Annotated in this window: 17 protein-coding genes; 1 reads left to right on the top strand and 16 read right to left on the bottom strand. The window is 62.4% G+C overall.

The features are described from left to right. Nucleotides 1-3 precede the first annotated feature (3 nt). Both GM658_RS21485 and GM658_RS21480 read right to left on the bottom strand, forming a co-directional pair. Nucleotides 4-246 (bottom strand): helix-turn-helix domain-containing protein, encoded by a 243-nt coding sequence (locus tag GM658_RS21485; RefSeq protein WP_155456100.1) that lies wholly within the window; start codon nt 244-246, stop codon nt 4-6. Beyond that, nucleotides 246-773 (bottom strand): DUF2975 domain-containing protein, encoded by a 528-nt coding sequence (locus tag GM658_RS21480; protein WP_155456099.1) that lies wholly within the window; start codon nt 771-773, stop codon nt 246-248. The genes GM658_RS21485 and GM658_RS21480 overlap by 1 nt, the downstream gene beginning before the upstream one ends. A 62-nt stretch (nt 774-835) precedes the next feature. Between GM658_RS21480 and GM658_RS21475 the strand changes: the two genes are divergently transcribed. Next, the gene (locus tag GM658_RS21475) at nt 836-1,645 is read left to right on the top strand and encodes an alpha/beta hydrolase (RefSeq protein ID WP_229417008.1); all 810 of its coding nucleotides are present in this window, start codon (nt 836-838) and stop codon (nt 1,643-1,645) included. Between the two features lie 149 nt (nt 1,646-1,794). Here the strand turns inward: GM658_RS21475 and GM658_RS21470 are convergent, their stop codons facing one another. The 14 genes from GM658_RS21470 to sorA all read right to left on the bottom strand — a co-directional run bounded on the left by GM658_RS21470 (nt 1,795) and on the right by sorA (nt 12,453). Further along, complete coding sequence (locus GM658_RS21470) at nt 1,795-2,478, bottom strand: RNA pseudouridine synthase (RefSeq protein ID WP_155456098.1); 684 nt, start codon at nt 2,476-2,478, stop codon at nt 1,795-1,797. Next, nucleotides 2,478-3,437 carry a low-specificity L-threonine aldolase gene (gene ltaE / locus GM658_RS21465; RefSeq protein ID WP_155456137.1) on the bottom strand — a complete coding sequence of 320 codons (960 nt, stop codon included), beginning with the start codon at nt 3,435-3,437 and terminating at the stop codon, nt 2,478-2,480. Before ltaE ends, GM658_RS21470 begins: the two co-directional genes overlap by 1 nt. Nucleotides 3,438-3,538: 101 nt before the next feature. After that, nucleotides 3,539-4,447: a class I SAM-dependent methyltransferase gene (locus GM658_RS21460; RefSeq protein WP_155456097.1), complete on the bottom strand. Its 909-nt coding sequence runs from the start codon at nt 4,445-4,447 to the stop codon at nt 3,539-3,541. Then, a complete protein-coding gene (gene iscX / locus GM658_RS21455; protein WP_155456136.1) occupies nt 4,434-4,628 on the bottom strand; it encodes a Fe-S cluster assembly protein IscX in 195 nt (64 codons plus the stop codon). The genes GM658_RS21460 and iscX overlap by 14 nt, the downstream gene beginning before the upstream one ends. A gap of 16 nt (nt 4,629-4,644) precedes the next feature. Continuing rightward, on the bottom strand, nt 4,645-4,986 hold the full coding sequence (fdx, locus tag GM658_RS21450) for an ISC system 2Fe-2S type ferredoxin (RefSeq protein WP_130311189.1): 342 nt from the start codon (nt 4,984-4,986) through the stop codon (nt 4,645-4,647). 17 nt (nt 4,987-5,003) lie between these two features. Beyond that, entirely contained in the window at nt 5,004-6,884 is a 1,881-nt protein-coding gene (gene hscA, locus GM658_RS21445) for a Fe-S protein assembly chaperone HscA (RefSeq protein ID WP_155456096.1), read from the bottom strand. A 19-nt stretch (nt 6,885-6,903) separates the two neighbouring features. Beyond that, nucleotides 6,904-7,419, bottom strand: a complete 516-nt coding sequence (gene hscB, locus GM658_RS21440) for a Fe-S protein assembly co-chaperone HscB (RefSeq protein ID WP_170298911.1) — start codon at nt 7,417-7,419, stop codon at nt 6,904-6,906. A gap of 4 nt (nt 7,420-7,423) precedes the next feature. After that, complete coding sequence (gene iscA / locus GM658_RS21435; protein WP_155456094.1) at nt 7,424-7,747, bottom strand: iron-sulfur cluster assembly protein IscA; 324 nt, start codon at nt 7,745-7,747, stop codon at nt 7,424-7,426. An 18-nt stretch (nt 7,748-7,765) separates the two neighbouring features. Beyond that, the gene (iscU, locus tag GM658_RS21430) at nt 7,766-8,149 is read right to left on the bottom strand and encodes a Fe-S cluster assembly scaffold IscU (RefSeq protein WP_028104361.1); all 384 of its coding nucleotides are present in this window, start codon (nt 8,147-8,149) and stop codon (nt 7,766-7,768) included. Between the two features lie 26 nt (nt 8,150-8,175). Beyond that, nucleotides 8,176-9,441 (bottom strand): IscS subfamily cysteine desulfurase, encoded by a 1,266-nt coding sequence (locus GM658_RS21425; RefSeq protein WP_155456093.1) that lies wholly within the window; start codon nt 9,439-9,441, stop codon nt 8,176-8,178. Between the two features lie 18 nt (nt 9,442-9,459). Then, nucleotides 9,460-9,942 carry a Fe-S cluster assembly transcriptional regulator IscR gene (iscR, locus tag GM658_RS21420; protein WP_057259448.1) on the bottom strand — a complete coding sequence of 161 codons (483 nt, stop codon included), beginning with the start codon at nt 9,940-9,942 and terminating at the stop codon, nt 9,460-9,462. A 147-nt stretch (nt 9,943-10,089) separates the two neighbouring features. After that, a complete protein-coding gene (locus GM658_RS21415) occupies nt 10,090-10,851 on the bottom strand; it encodes a uracil-DNA glycosylase family protein (RefSeq protein ID WP_155456092.1) in 762 nt (253 codons plus the stop codon). A 55-nt stretch (nt 10,852-10,906) separates the two neighbouring features. Continuing rightward, nucleotides 10,907-11,218, bottom strand: coding sequence for a SorB family sulfite dehydrogenase c-type cytochrome subunit (gene sorB, locus GM658_RS21410; protein ID WP_155456091.1), 312 nt, complete (start codon nt 11,216-11,218; stop codon nt 10,907-10,909). Nucleotides 11,219-11,229: 11 nt separating this feature from the next. Next, nucleotides 11,230-12,453 carry a SorA family sulfite dehydrogenase catalytic subunit gene (gene sorA, locus GM658_RS21405; protein ID WP_155456090.1) on the bottom strand — a complete coding sequence of 408 codons (1,224 nt, stop codon included), beginning with the start codon at nt 12,451-12,453 and terminating at the stop codon, nt 11,230-11,232. Nucleotides 12,454-12,485: the final 32 nt, after the last annotated feature.

Here is a 12,485-nt window from a genome sequence, read left to right as displayed (position 1 = left end):
CCATCATAGCAAGCCTTCGTCGTCGATGGCAGCCCCACCGGGTTCCGGCGTCCATCCGATAATATCGCCGGGCTGGCATTGCAGCTTTTCGCAGATCTTTTCCAGCGTCCCGAAGCGGATGCCCTTCACCTTGCCGGATTTGAGCAGGCTGAGATTCTGCTCCGTGATACCGACATAGGCCGCCAGCTCGCGCGACTTGACTTTGCGCTTGGCCAGCATGACGTCGAGATGGATCACGATCGCCATCAGATGAAGCCCTCGTTTTCCTCGGCCAAGCGCCGGCCCTCATGCATCAAGCCCGCAATGACAAAGAACAGCAGGCAGACCAGCATGGCCAGCAGCTCTTCCGACGAGACGCCGATATTGACGCGGCCATCGATCCCGAAGAAAGCCCGCCAGGCCAGGCCGCGCAGCAGCGTATCGAGCACCGACCAGGCCATGGCGCCCAGCGCCGCGCCGGCAAACGCACGTAAATGGCCGATGGTTGCCGCGGCAAAAAGCGCGCCTTGCTGCAGCGCGCGCAGCAAGGCATCCAGGCGCCAGGCCGCATATGCCGTCAGGAGAACGACCGGCGCATTGACCAGCATGCCGGCCGCCAGCCGACCCGGCGCCAACGCGGCGACTGCGTCAGCCGCCAGCCACTTTGGCGTCACCACCATCTGTACCCCAGCCAGCACCACGCCATGCGGCACCAGCCACGCCATCACGAAGTACGCGGCCTGCACCAGGACAAAGGCCAGCAGCGCCAGCCGAAACACCGGAATCCATTTCATTATTGTTTTACGATAAGTTTTTAATGTAATATAGTTATCATATCATTAAAAAGGAGCTATCCATGCGTCAATTCGCCCTGTTGTTGCTACTGGCCCTTGCCGGCTGCAAGACCGTCGACATCAAGGAATCCATGATCATCCGGCCGGACGCACTGACCCAGGCCAGGCCCTTGCCGCAGCAGGCATTCGAAAATGGCACGGCGCTGGAAGTAGCGCGGCCCGATGGCGCAGTCCTGCACGGAGTATTGGTTACACGCAATGGCGCCGAACGCACCCTGCTCTACTTCGGCGGCAACGCCTTTCACCTCGACGAAAGCGGAAGGCACGTCGTGGCCGCGCTGGAAGGCTGCAAGGCAAATGTCGCGATCTTCGATTACCGAGGTTATGGGCGCAGCAGCGGCATGCCGACAGTGGCGAACATGAAGGGAGACGGCGTGGCGATTTACGATGTGCTGGCTGCGCGCTACCCTGGCAACGTCATCGTGCACGGTCAATCGCTTGGCAGCTTTGTCGCCGCCGGCGTGGCGCAGGAACGGCCGGTCCGAGGCCTGGTGCTCGAAACCACAGCCACCAACGCGCTGGATTGGGCCAACAACTCGCTGCCCTGGTATTTCAAGCCCTTCATCAACTTCAAGGTCGACGATGCGCTGGCGGCAATCGACAATGTACAGGTTGCAGGCAGCATCAAGGCGCCACTGCTTGTGCTGGCAGGCGGAGAAGACAAGACCACACCCGCGGCGATGTCTCAACGTGTCTTCGAAGCCTCCCCGGCCGAACATAAACGGATTGTGATCCTGCCGGGCGCCGGCCACAACAGCGTATTGTCGAACCCTTCAACCACCGCCGCACTCTGCCCATTCATCGAAGGCTGATCAACGCACCGCCACGCTACGCTACGCTAGCGCCCGTGTCCCACCATGGGGTCACACCCGTTTCGGGACACGGGCTCAGCCCTATACCGATGAGCCCGTGTCTCGTTTCGGGTGTGACCCCATGGTGGGACACGGGCTGTGCAGTGGGATCAGAAGCGTTCGTAGCCTTGCAGGTAGCGCCATTCGCCTGGCTGCAGGCCGGACATGGAGATGCGGCCGATGCGCTGGCGCTTGATGGCGGTCGCTTTCAGGCCGACGTCGGCGCATAGTTTGGCGACCAGCGCGGGCTTGGGGGGCTTGACCGCGAAACGCAGGCGGTGTTCGTTTTGCCAGCTGACTTTTCCGGCGCCCTGGTTCAATAGCGTGAGGCCGTTGTCGGCAATCTCGCCTTCGACGTCGACGATCAATTCCTGCTCGACGCTCGCGCCCTCGTCCACCAGTTTGCGCGCAATGCGGAAGTCTTGTGTGAAGACGAACAGGCCGCTGGCTTGTTTATCCAGCGCGAGGCACGAAGTCAGGTTGCGCACGTGGCGCTTGAGGAAGCGTACACGCTGGGCGTCCTTGCTGCGCGCTTCCGGCAGCAAGCAAGACAGCGGATCCGCGCCTGCGGGCTTATTCAAGAGGATGGTAACTGGCGCGATGTCGAGCAGGGTTGCATCCGGCGACAGCGTCACGTGCTGGCCGGGGGCGACACGCGCTCCTGGTTCTTCGACGATTTCGCCGTCGACCAGGACGTAGGCGCCTTCAATGTAGTTTTCCGCTTCGCGGCGCGAGCATGGAACCATGTCCGCCACGCGCTTGGCGAGACGGATGGTGTTGTCTTCGTTGTTCATTATTGCTTGAAGTAGTGGGCGATGACGGCGGCGACGTGTTCCAGATCGGCGCGCGATACGTCCAGGTGGGTCACGAGGCGCAATGTCGGCGCCATCGAAACTCGGATGCGTTCTGCTGCCAGCGCGGCATTCAGCCCTTCGCAGGCTTCGCGCGGCATGGTGACGAACACGATGTTCGTTTGCGGCACGCTGACTTGCAGCACGCCGATCTTCGCCAGTTCTGCCGCCAGCCATGCTGCGTTGGCGTGGTCCTCAGCGAGACGTTGGACGTTGTTCTGCAGGGCGTACAGGCCTGCGGCTGCAATCACGCCGGCCTGGCGCATGCCGCCGCCCAGCATCTTGCGCCAGCGTTTTCCCTGCTCGATCAGCTCTTTGCTGCCGCACAGGACCGAGCCGACAGGGGCGCCAAGGCCTTTGCTGAGGCAGACGGAGACGCTGTCGAAGCCATTCACTGCATCCTTCAGCGCAATGCCCTGTTTGACGGCGGCGTTGCAGATGCGGGCGCCATCGAGGTGAGTCGCCAGGGCGCGCGCGTGCGCTAGAGCCGTCGCTTGCTGCACGTACTGCTGCGGCAGGACTTTGCCGCCGATGGTGTTTTCCAGCGCGAGCAGTTTGGTGCGGGCGAAGTGAAAATCGTGCGGCTTGATGGCGGCTTCGATGTCTTGCAGGGCGATGCTGCCGTCGGGCTGGTTCGCGATCGGCTGCGGCTGGATGCTGCCGAGGACCGCTGCCCCGCCGCCTTCGTATTTGTAGGTGTGGGCGTCCTGGCCGACCAGGTATTCGTCTCCCCTGCCGCAGTGGGCCAGCAGGGCGATCAGGTTGGTTTGCGTGCCGCTTGGCGCGAACAGGGCGGCTTCGTAGCCGAAGAGTTCTGCGGCGTAGGCTTGCAGGGCGTTGACGGTGGGGTCGTCGCCGTAGACGTCGTCGCCCACCTGCGCTGCGAACATGGCTTCGCGCATCGCGGCGCTGGGCTGGGTGACGGTGTCGCTGCGCAGGTCAATCCAGCGTTCGCCGTCCGCGGCAAGCGGACTTGCGGCGGCGCCGGCCGGATAGCCGGTGCTCACGGCGCCACCTCGGCGTCGGCTGGCGTCGTCGCGGGAGCGCCGGTGTAGAAGCGCTCGCCCATTTCATCGAGGCCAATGGTGGACAGGACTTCCTTCAGCCGCTCGGCGGGCTTGCGGCGAGGAAGGTTCTTATACGTCGCGACGATCAGCTCATTCTTCATCGAGTGCTCCCAGCCCACGAGTTCCGTGACGGTGACCTGGTAGCCGTGCGATTCCAGCTGGAGGCAGCGCAGGACGTTGGTGATCTGGCTGCCGAACTCGCGGGTATGGATCGGGTGGCGCCACAACTCGGTCAGTACGTTCTTGCCCAGCGATGAGCCTTTGTTCTTGCGCAGCACGGAGGCGACTTCGGCTTGGCAGCAAGGCACCAGAACGATGTGCTTGGCCTTCTTCTTCAGCGCGAAGTCGATGGCGTCGTCGGTGGCGGTATTGCAGGCGTGCAGTGCGGTGACGATGTCGATCTGCTCCGGCAATTTGTCGGAGGTGGTCGATTCGGCCACCGACAGCGGCAGGAAGCTCATGCCGGGGAAATCGAATTTGCGCGCCAGGTCTTCGGAGCGCGCAACCAGCTCTTCGCGGGTTTCGATGCCGTAGATGTGCGAGTCGTCCCCCAGCGCCTTGAAGAACAAGTCGTAAATGATGAAACCGAGGTAGGACTTCCCTGCCCCGTGGTCGACCAGCGATACCGAGCCCTTGGCCGAACGGACGTCGTTCAGCAGCGGTTCGATGAACTGGTAAAGGTGGTAGACCTGTTTCAGCTTGCGGCGGCTGTCCTGATTCAGCTTGCCGTCGCGGGTGAGGATATGCAGCTCCTGCAGCAGCGCGACCGACTGGCCGGGCTTGACTTCGGGGATGTCGGTGACGGTGGCCGGCAGAGGTGCCGGCTGGGCCTTATTGCGCTTCATCGATCCACGCCTGCTGGATCGCTTCCAGCACTTTTTCGCCGCCGCGCTTATGGTCGTCGTCGAAGTCTTCCAGGTCGACGATCCAGTTGTGCAGGTCGACAAAGCGCACGTTGGTCGGGTCGACGTCCGGGAACTTGTCGTACAGGGCTTCGGCAATCGCCGTGACATCACTCCATTTCAGCATGGTGCACCTCGGCTCAGTGGCCGCCTTCGCTGGCGTGGTTGATCGTGTACTTCGGAATTTCGATGACCAGGTCTTCGTCCGCCACGATGGACTGGCAGGACAGGCGCGAGCAGGCTTCCAGGCCCCAGGCTTTGTCCAGCAGGTCTTCTTCAGTGTCGGTCGCTTCGTTGAGCGAATCGAAGCCTTCACGTACCAGCACGTGGCAAGTGGTGCAGGCGCAGGATTTCTCGCAGGCGTGTTCGATGTGGATGTCGTTCTCCAGCAGGACGTCGCAAACGGACTTCCCTGCTTCGGTTTCGATCACGGCGCCTTCGGGGCACAGCTTGGCATGCGGCAGGATGACGATTTGTGGCACTTCTATTCCTCAGTCGATTAAACAACCTGGTCCAGCGTCTTGCCGGCCAGTGCGCTGCGCACGCTGCGGTCCATGCGGCGCGATGCGAATTCTTCGGTGCCCTGGGCCAGGGCTTCGTAAGCGGCTTTTACCGCGTAGTGGTCGGCTTCACCGCTGCCGGATTTCACCAGCACGTCCATGGTGGCGGCCATCAGTGCGTTGATGGCCGCGCGCTCTTCGTCGTTCAGCAACGCGCCGTCTTCGTCCAGTGCCGACTGGGTCGCCAGCATGATGCGCTCGGCTTCCACTTGCTCTTCGCGCAGGGCGCGGGCTTTCATGTCGGCTTCCGCTTCGGTATGCGATTCGGACAGCATGCGCGCCACGTCGTCGTCGCCAAGGCCATATGACGGCTTGACGGTGATCGATGCTTCGACGTTGGAGCGCAGTTCGCGTGCCGAGACGGACAGCAGGCCATCGGCATCCACCTGGTAGGTGATGCGGATGCGTGCGGCGCCAGCGGCCATCGGCGGGATGCCACGCAGCTCGAAGCACGCCAGCGAGCGGCAGTCGCTCACCAGTTCGCGCTCGCCCTGCAGCACGTGCACCGCCAGCGCGGTCTGGCCATCCTTGAAGGTAGTGAATTCCTGCGCGCGGGCGCACGGGATGGTCGAATTGCGCGGGATGATCTTCTCGACCAGGCCGCCCATCGTTTCAATGCCCAGCGACAGCGGGATCACGTCCAGCAGGAGCCAGTCATCGCCCGCGGCGCGGTTACCCGCCAGCAGGTTGGCCTGGATGGCGGCGCCCAGCGCAACCACCTTATCGGGGTCGATGTTGGCGTGGGGGATGGTGTGGAAGTATTCGCCCACCGCGCGCTGTACGTGCGGCATGCGGGTGGCGCCGCCCACCATGACCACGCCGTCGATATCGTCGGCGTCGATGTTGGCGTCGCGCAGGGCCTTCTTCACGGCGTTCATGGTCTTGGCGACCAGGTGCTTGGTGATGTCGGCGAAAATTTCAGGGGTGACACGCTGGTGGACTTCTTCGCCCGAGCGCAGCACGGCGTCGATCGTCACTTCCGGCTTGGTCGACAGCAGTTCTTTCGCTTCGCGCGCCTTGACCATGAGCGTCGCCGTGTCTTCATCGGACAGCGGGGCCAGTTTTTCCTGCTCGTGCACCCAGCAGAACAGGCGGTGGTCGAAATCGTCTCCGCCCAGCGCGGAGTCGCCGCCGGTGGCCAGCACTTCAAACACGCCTTTGGACAGCTTGAGGATCGAGATATCAAAGGTGCCGCCGCCCAGGTCGTAGACGGCGAAGATGCCTTCGGAGGCGTTATCCAGGCCGTAGGCGATTGCCGCAGCAGTCGGCTCGGACAGCAGGCGCAGCACGTTGATGCCGGCCAGTTGCGCGGCGTCCTTGGTCGCCTGGCGCTGCGCCTCGTCGAAGTAGGCAGGCACGGTGATCACGGCGCCGACCAGGTCGTCGCCCAGGGAGTCTTCCGCGCGCTGGCGCAGGGTCGCCAGGATTTGCGCCGACACTTCAACCGGCGATTTCACGCCGGCCACGGTCTTCAGTTGCACCATGCCGGGTGCATCGACGAAATCGTAAGGCAGGTTCTCGGCGTAGGCGATGTCCTTCAGGCCGCGGCCCATGAAACGCTTGACCGACACGATGGTGTTCTTCGGGTCGGTGGTCTGGTGGGCCTGGGCTTTGTAGCCGATGTTGGCATGGCCGTTTGGCAGGTATCGCACCACGGAAGGCAGCAGCGGGTGGCCATCTTCGTCGTTCAGCACTTCTGGAATGCTGCTGCGGACGGTCGCTACCAGCGAATTGGTGGTGCCGAGGTCGATGCCCACCGCCAGACGATGCTGGTGCGGGGCGGTCGACATGCCCGGTTCGGAAATCTGCAAAAGAGCCATGGTGAAACCTATTCTTTTTTTACGCCTCGATGGCGTCGTAAGCGAAGCGCACTTCTTCGCCAAACTTTTCGATGAACATCAGCGCGCGCACACCTTGCGCGACGGCGTGAAAATCACCGGAATTGCAATGCTGTTCGATCTCCGCCAGCTGGGCTTTGCGCGCGGCGCGCAACTGGCCGTCCAGCTTGTCGAGTAAATCGCCATCCTTGCCGGCGCGGGCTTCGGACAGCTCCTCGCGCCACTCCATCTGCTGCATCAGGAATTCCATCGGCATGGCCGTGTTGGACTCCATCTTCAAATCGACGCCATTCAGCTCGCACAGGTACTGCGCGCGCTTCTGCGGATTCTTCAGGGTCTGGTAAGCCTCGTTGGAGCGGGTCGACCATTGCATGGCGACGCGCTTTTCAGCGTCGGTGGCATTGACGAATTTGTCCGGATGGACGCGGCTCTGGACTTCGCGGTAGGCGGCGTCCAGGGCCGCCGCGTCTACGGCGAACTGCTGGGGGAGCTGGAAAAGTTCGAAGTGGTTCTGCACGATGTTAAATGCGGAAGCTTTCGCCGCAGCCGCATGCATCCTTCTCGTTCGGGTTATTGAACTTGAAGCCTTCGTTCAGGCCTTCGCGAGCGAAGTCCAGCTCAGTGCCGTCAATGTACGGCAGGCTTTTCGGATCAACGAAGACCTTCACGCCATGCGACTCGAAGACGGAATCTTCCGGAGTCGATTCGTCCACGTATTCCAGCTTGTAGGCCAGACCGGAGCAGCCGGTCGTGCGTACGCCAAAGCGCAGGCCAATGCCCTTGCCGCGACGCTCGATGTAGCGGTTGATATGCTTGGCTGCTTTTTCGGTCAGGGTGATTGCCATACTTCCTCCGTACGCTGATTAGGCGCCGTGTTTTGCCTTGTAGTCGTTCACGGCTGCCTTGATGGCGTCTTCCGCCAGGATGGAGCAGTGGATCTTCACCGGCGGCAGTGCAAGTTCTTCCGCGATCTGGGTGTTCTTGATGGCCAGCGCTTCATCCAGCGACTTGCCCTTCACCCATTCGGTCACCAGCGAGCTGGAGGCGATTGCCGAACCGCAGCCGTAGGTCTTGAATTTCGCGTCTTCGATCTTGCCGTCCGCGCCGACCTTGATCTGCAGCTTCATCACGTCGCCGCATGCAGGTGCGCCGACCATGCCGGTACCGACGGTCTCGTCGCCCTTTTCAAAGGAACCGACGTTGCGCGGGTTTTCGTAGTGGTCGAGGACTTTTTCCGAGTATGCCATGTTGATGCTCCCTTAAATTCTGTAAATTAGTGCGCTGCCCACTGGATGGTGGAGAGGTCCACGCCATCCTTGTACATTTCCCACAATGGGGACAGTTCGCGCAGCTTGCCCACTTTGCCTTTCAGCAGTTCGATCGCGAAATCGACGTCCTGTTCCGTGGTGAAGCGGCCGATGGTGAAACGGATCGAGCTGTGCGCCAGTTCGTCGCTGCGGCCGAGGGCGCGCAGCACGTAGGATGGCTCCAGCGAAGCCGAGGTGCAGGCGGAACCGGACGACACGGCCAGGTCTTTCACGGCCATGATCAGGGACTCGCCTTCGACGAAGTTGAAACTCACGTTCAGGTTGTGCGGCACGCGGTGGTCCATGTCGCCGTTGACGTAGGTTTCTTCGATTTCCTGCAGGCCCTTGGCCAGGCGGTCGCGCAGTGCGCGGATACGCTCGATCTCGGAATCCATTTCCACTTTCGCCAGGCGGAAGGCTTCGCCCATGCCGACGATCTGGTGCGTTGGCAGGGTACCCGAGCGCAGGCCGCGCTCATGGCCGCCGCCGTGCATCTGCGCTTCGATACGCACGCGCGGCTTGCGGCAGACGTACAGGGCGCCAACGCCTTTCGGGCCGTAGGTCTTGTGCGCGGTGAAGGTCATCAGGTCGATCTTCAGGTCCTGCACGTCGATCGGCAGCTTGCCGGTCGCCTGTGCGGCGTCGCAGTGGAAGATGATGCCTTTCTTGCGGCAGAAGGCGGCGATGTCCTTGATCGGCTGGACCACGCCGATTTCGTTATTCACCAGCATGACCGAGATCAGGATGGTGTCCGGACGCACGGCCGCTTCCAGTTGTTCGATGGTGATCAAGCCGTTGTCCTGGGTGTCCAGGTAGGTGGCGTCGAAGCCCTGGCGCTCCAGTTCACGCACGGTGTCCAGCACGGATTTGTGCTCGGTTTTCACGGTGATGATGTGCTTGCCCTTGGACTTGTAGAAGTTGGCCGCGCCTTTCAGGGCGAGGTTGTTCGATTCGGTGGCGCCGGAGGTCCAGATGATTTCGCGCGGGTCGGCATTGACCAGGGCGGCCACGTGGCCGCGCGCTTCTTCCACCGCAGCTTCCGCGGTCCAGCCGTACATGTGGCTGCGGGAGGCCGGGTTGCCGAATTGTTCGCGCAGGTAAGGGATCATCTTGTCCGCAACGCGTGGATCGATCGGCGTGGTGGCCGAGTAGTCCATGTAGATCGGGAAGTGCGGCGCGGTCTTGAATTCTACCGGTGCTACCTGGGCGACGTTCTTTTCGGGGGCGTTCATCTAATTACTCCAAATCGGTTAACCGAGGGCTGCTTGGTTGCTGTTGCGGTGCACATGCACTGGCTGCTCTGCCGCGGCCTTGGCTTTTTGCTGGTCCACCAGGTCCTGCAGCGATACGGAATCCAGGTAGTCGACCATCTTTTCATTCAGGGTGGCCCACAGTTCGTGGGTCATGCAGCGGGCGCCGTTGGCGTGGTCGGCGCCGTGGCAGTTTTCCTTGCCGCCGCACTGGGTTGCATCGAGCGGTTCATCGACAGCGATAATGATGTCGGCGACGGTCACCTTGTCTGCCTTGCGGGCCAGGCTGTAGCCGCCGCCAGGGCCGCGGATCGATTCCACGATTTCGTGGCGGCGCAGCTTGCCGAACAGTTGTTCGAGATAAGACAGGGAGATCGACTGGCGCTGGCTGATCCCGGACAGCGTGACGGGACCCTTGCCCTGGCGCATAGCCAGGTCAATCATCGCAGTCACTGCAAAACGGCCTTTGGTAGTCAGACGCATCACAACCTCGGTTCAACTCAGTTAAAATATCGTTCTGTTCTCGCAAATCATTTCCTGATTACTTGAACGATTTAGTCAAGTATAACAGACTTGCGCAGACCTTGCCGGACGCGCCTCAGAACGCCCGAGGAAAGCTGCGCTCCAGTTTTACCTCTTCAGTAATTCCATCGGGCCGAACAGGGCCTGCATTTCCTTATTGGCAATGAACGACAGGTTGTACGGGTGTTCCGCCGCGATTTGCGGCAGGGCTTGCACGCTCGGGAGCTTGTTGAGCTGCTCGGCAATCTTTCCCCAGAGAATCAGTTTTGGCTGCTTTGCCGCCAGTGCCTGCATCACCGTCTCGAAAAATGGCAGCCAGGCCTTGGCATCCTTGGCCGGAGCGACGTGGGGGCGGAACACCAGGGAAGCGTTGAGCAGCAGGAAACCGTGGCTGTGCAGGCGCTCCTGCATTTCGGCCAGGGTCTGGATGGCGGCGCCGGCCTTGGCGCGGGTGGAGCAGGCTGCCAGCGCTTCGCCGGCGGTATTGGACTCGTCCAGTTGACCGTCGGCGACCAGCAGCATTTTCATGAAGTTGCGCAGTGAAGTGGCCTTATTGACGGGCTTGGACAGGCCGCCGCCCTCTTCTTCCGACCACAGGCCCTGCACGGCGCCGTCCATGAAGCAGACACCGGTGGCGCTTTCGGCGCGCGGGTACGGCCCCTCGCCCACCAGCACATAACGCACCTGGTCCAGCGGCTGCTGGAAGGCGGCGAACAGGCGCAATTCGGTCGGCAGGTAATTGTCGGCCGCCAGCTCGGGCAGGTAAGACGGGTTGGCTGCCGCTATCGCCTGCAGCCCGCGCTCCAGGATCGGACGCCACGATGGGTGGGCACGCTCGAGCGCTTGCAGGATGGGGCTGGGGATCGTCATGGCGGCTGTCGGCGATGGGCAAAGGCGAGATTGTATCGCCGCCAGCCACCCAGGTCTACGGCTTGGGCTTTTCGGCCCCGTAGACTTTGCTCAGGTAATCCACCATGGCCGGGATGTCGTCGTCCGAGAACTGGGCGCCGAACGGTTTTTTCATCTTCTTCACCGTGGCTTCCCAGTAGCTGCGCGGGGAAGATGGCGGCTGCATTTGCGCGTAATGCGCCGAGTGGCACAGCAGGCAGTTGTTCAGCACCAGCTGGTAACCGGGCAGCGGACTTTGCTTGTAGGCCGCCGTTTCATCCGGCAGCTTGATCTCGGTGGCGCTGGCCGCGCCGGCCAGCAGCAGAAGCAGGGTGGCAAAGGTCTTCATCGGTTATCCCCTCAAGCCGCCGTTACGCGGGTGGTTTCCACGACATTGCGCATGTAGCCGGCGGCATTCCAGAGCGCCGTTGAGGGCTGGCTTTGCCCGATGCGGTTCACGGCACGCACCATCAGCGTGTGCTCGCCCTTGCCCGGCTTGAACGAAGCGCTCCATTCGCGGAAGGAGTACTTGCCCAGGTCCTTGCCCAGCGTGGCGGACTGCCAGCTCTTGCCGCCGTCGGAGGAGAAGGCGACTTCGGTAATGCCGTAGCCGCCGTCGAAGGCGATGCCTTTCACCACCACCGCCTGGCCGGCCTTGAGGCGCGCGCCATCCTGGTGGCTGGTGATGAAGGAGCGCACGTTGAAGCGGCCGATCGGCACCGTCTTGGCAGGCGCCGTGCCTGGCGCCACGCAGGCGCAGGCATTGTCGGCGATGCGGTAGGCGGAAGCTACCCAGAAACCGTCGAAAGGCTTGTCCAGCACCGTGATGTCGGACAGGTGCTTGACCCAGTAAGTGCCATAGTAGCCCGGCACCACAAGGCGCAAGGGGTAGCCGTTCAGCATCGGCAGGTCCTCGCCGTTCATCTGCCAGGCCAGCATCACCTCCCCGTCCAGCGCATGGTCGATATTGAGCGACTTGACGAAGTCGGGACCGTCGCCGGCGGGCGGGGTATCTAGGCCGTTGAAGGACACCTGCACCGCGCCTGTTTTGACGCCCGCCCGTTCCAGCACTTTCTTCAGCGGCACGCCGGTCCAGCGCGCATTGCCCATGGCGCCGTTGGAGAGCTGGCCGCCATTGGCGCGCGGCGCAAAGTGGCCGCGGCTATTGCCCGAGCATTGATTGACCGCCACGATTTCCACCGCTTCGGCGAGCTGCTTGAGCTCCGCCAGCGACAATTCCAGCGGCGTATTGACGTGGCCGCCGATCTTCAGGCGGTAGCTTTGCGGATCGATCTCGGTCGGGATGGCGCTCCAGTGGTAGCGCACGAAGAAGGCGTCGTTTGGGGTCAGCACACCTTCGCTGAAGACGCTGAACGGGGTTTCCAGCTGCGGCGGGCGGCTGGTCAGCACGATCATCGGCCGTTTCTGCGGGAAAGCCGCCAGTTCGCGCTCGCCGTTTTCAAAAGGCAGGGTCACATTACGCGGCGCCGCCAGCGCAGTCAGCGCCGGGCTGCCCAGCGCCGTCGCCACGCCGGCCACGCCAGCCCGCTTCAGGAACTCACGTCTTGGAATGCTGCTTTTCATGCTTGCCTCCCGGTAGGTGATTCGTGCCGAGA

This window comes from Massilia eburnea, assembly GCF_009720745.1.
GTDB lineage: Bacteria > Pseudomonadota > Gammaproteobacteria > Burkholderiales > Burkholderiaceae_D > Rugamonas > Rugamonas eburnea.
This window is presented reverse-complemented; position numbering and strand designations above follow the sequence as displayed.

What these genes read in the sequence shown, in the direction of transcription:
- sorB (WP_155456091.1), bottom strand. Translation starts at nt 11,218, where the DNA reads ATGAAGACCTTTGCCACCCTGCTTCTGCTGCTGGCCGGCGCGGCCAGC.
- sorA (WP_155456090.1), bottom strand. Translation starts at nt 12,453, where the DNA reads ATGAAAAGCAGCATTCCAAGACGTGAGTTCCTGAAGCGGGCTGGCGTG.
- iscU (WP_028104361.1), bottom strand. Translation starts at nt 8,149, where the DNA reads ATGGCATACTCGGAAAAAGTCCTCGACCACTACGAAAACCCGCGCAAC.
- GM658_RS21475 (WP_229417008.1), top strand. Translation starts at nt 836, where the DNA reads ATGCGTCAATTCGCCCTGTTGTTGCTACTGGCCCTTGCCGGCTGCAAG.
- iscA (WP_155456094.1), bottom strand. Translation starts at nt 7,747, where the DNA reads ATGGCAATCACCCTGACCGAAAAAGCAGCCAAGCATATCAACCGCTAC.
- GM658_RS21485 (WP_155456100.1), bottom strand. Translation starts at nt 246, where the DNA reads ATGGCGATCGTGATCCATCTCGACGTCATGCTGGCCAAGCGCAAAGTC.
- GM658_RS21425 (WP_155456093.1), bottom strand. Translation starts at nt 9,441, where the DNA reads ATGAACGCCCCCGAAAAGAACGTCGCCCAGGTAGCACCGGTAGAATTC.
- GM658_RS21460 (WP_155456097.1), bottom strand. Translation starts at nt 4,447, where the DNA reads ATGAAGCGCAATAAGGCCCAGCCGGCACCTCTGCCGGCCACCGTCACC.
- GM658_RS21470 (WP_155456098.1), bottom strand. Translation starts at nt 2,478, where the DNA reads ATGAACAACGAAGACAACACCATCCGTCTCGCCAAGCGCGTGGCGGAC.
- iscR (WP_057259448.1), bottom strand. Translation starts at nt 9,942, where the DNA reads ATGCGTCTGACTACCAAAGGCCGTTTTGCAGTGACTGCGATGATTGAC.
- ltaE (WP_155456137.1), bottom strand. Translation starts at nt 3,437, where the DNA reads ATGCGCGAAGCCATGTTCGCAGCGCAGGTGGGCGACGACGTCTACGGC.
- hscA (WP_155456096.1), bottom strand. Translation starts at nt 6,884, where the DNA reads ATGGCTCTTTTGCAGATTTCCGAACCGGGCATGTCGACCGCCCCGCAC.
- GM658_RS21415 (WP_155456092.1), bottom strand. Translation starts at nt 10,851, where the DNA reads ATGACGATCCCCAGCCCCATCCTGCAAGCGCTCGAGCGTGCCCACCCA.
- GM658_RS21480 (WP_155456099.1), bottom strand. Translation starts at nt 773, where the DNA reads ATGAAATGGATTCCGGTGTTTCGGCTGGCGCTGCTGGCCTTTGTCCTG.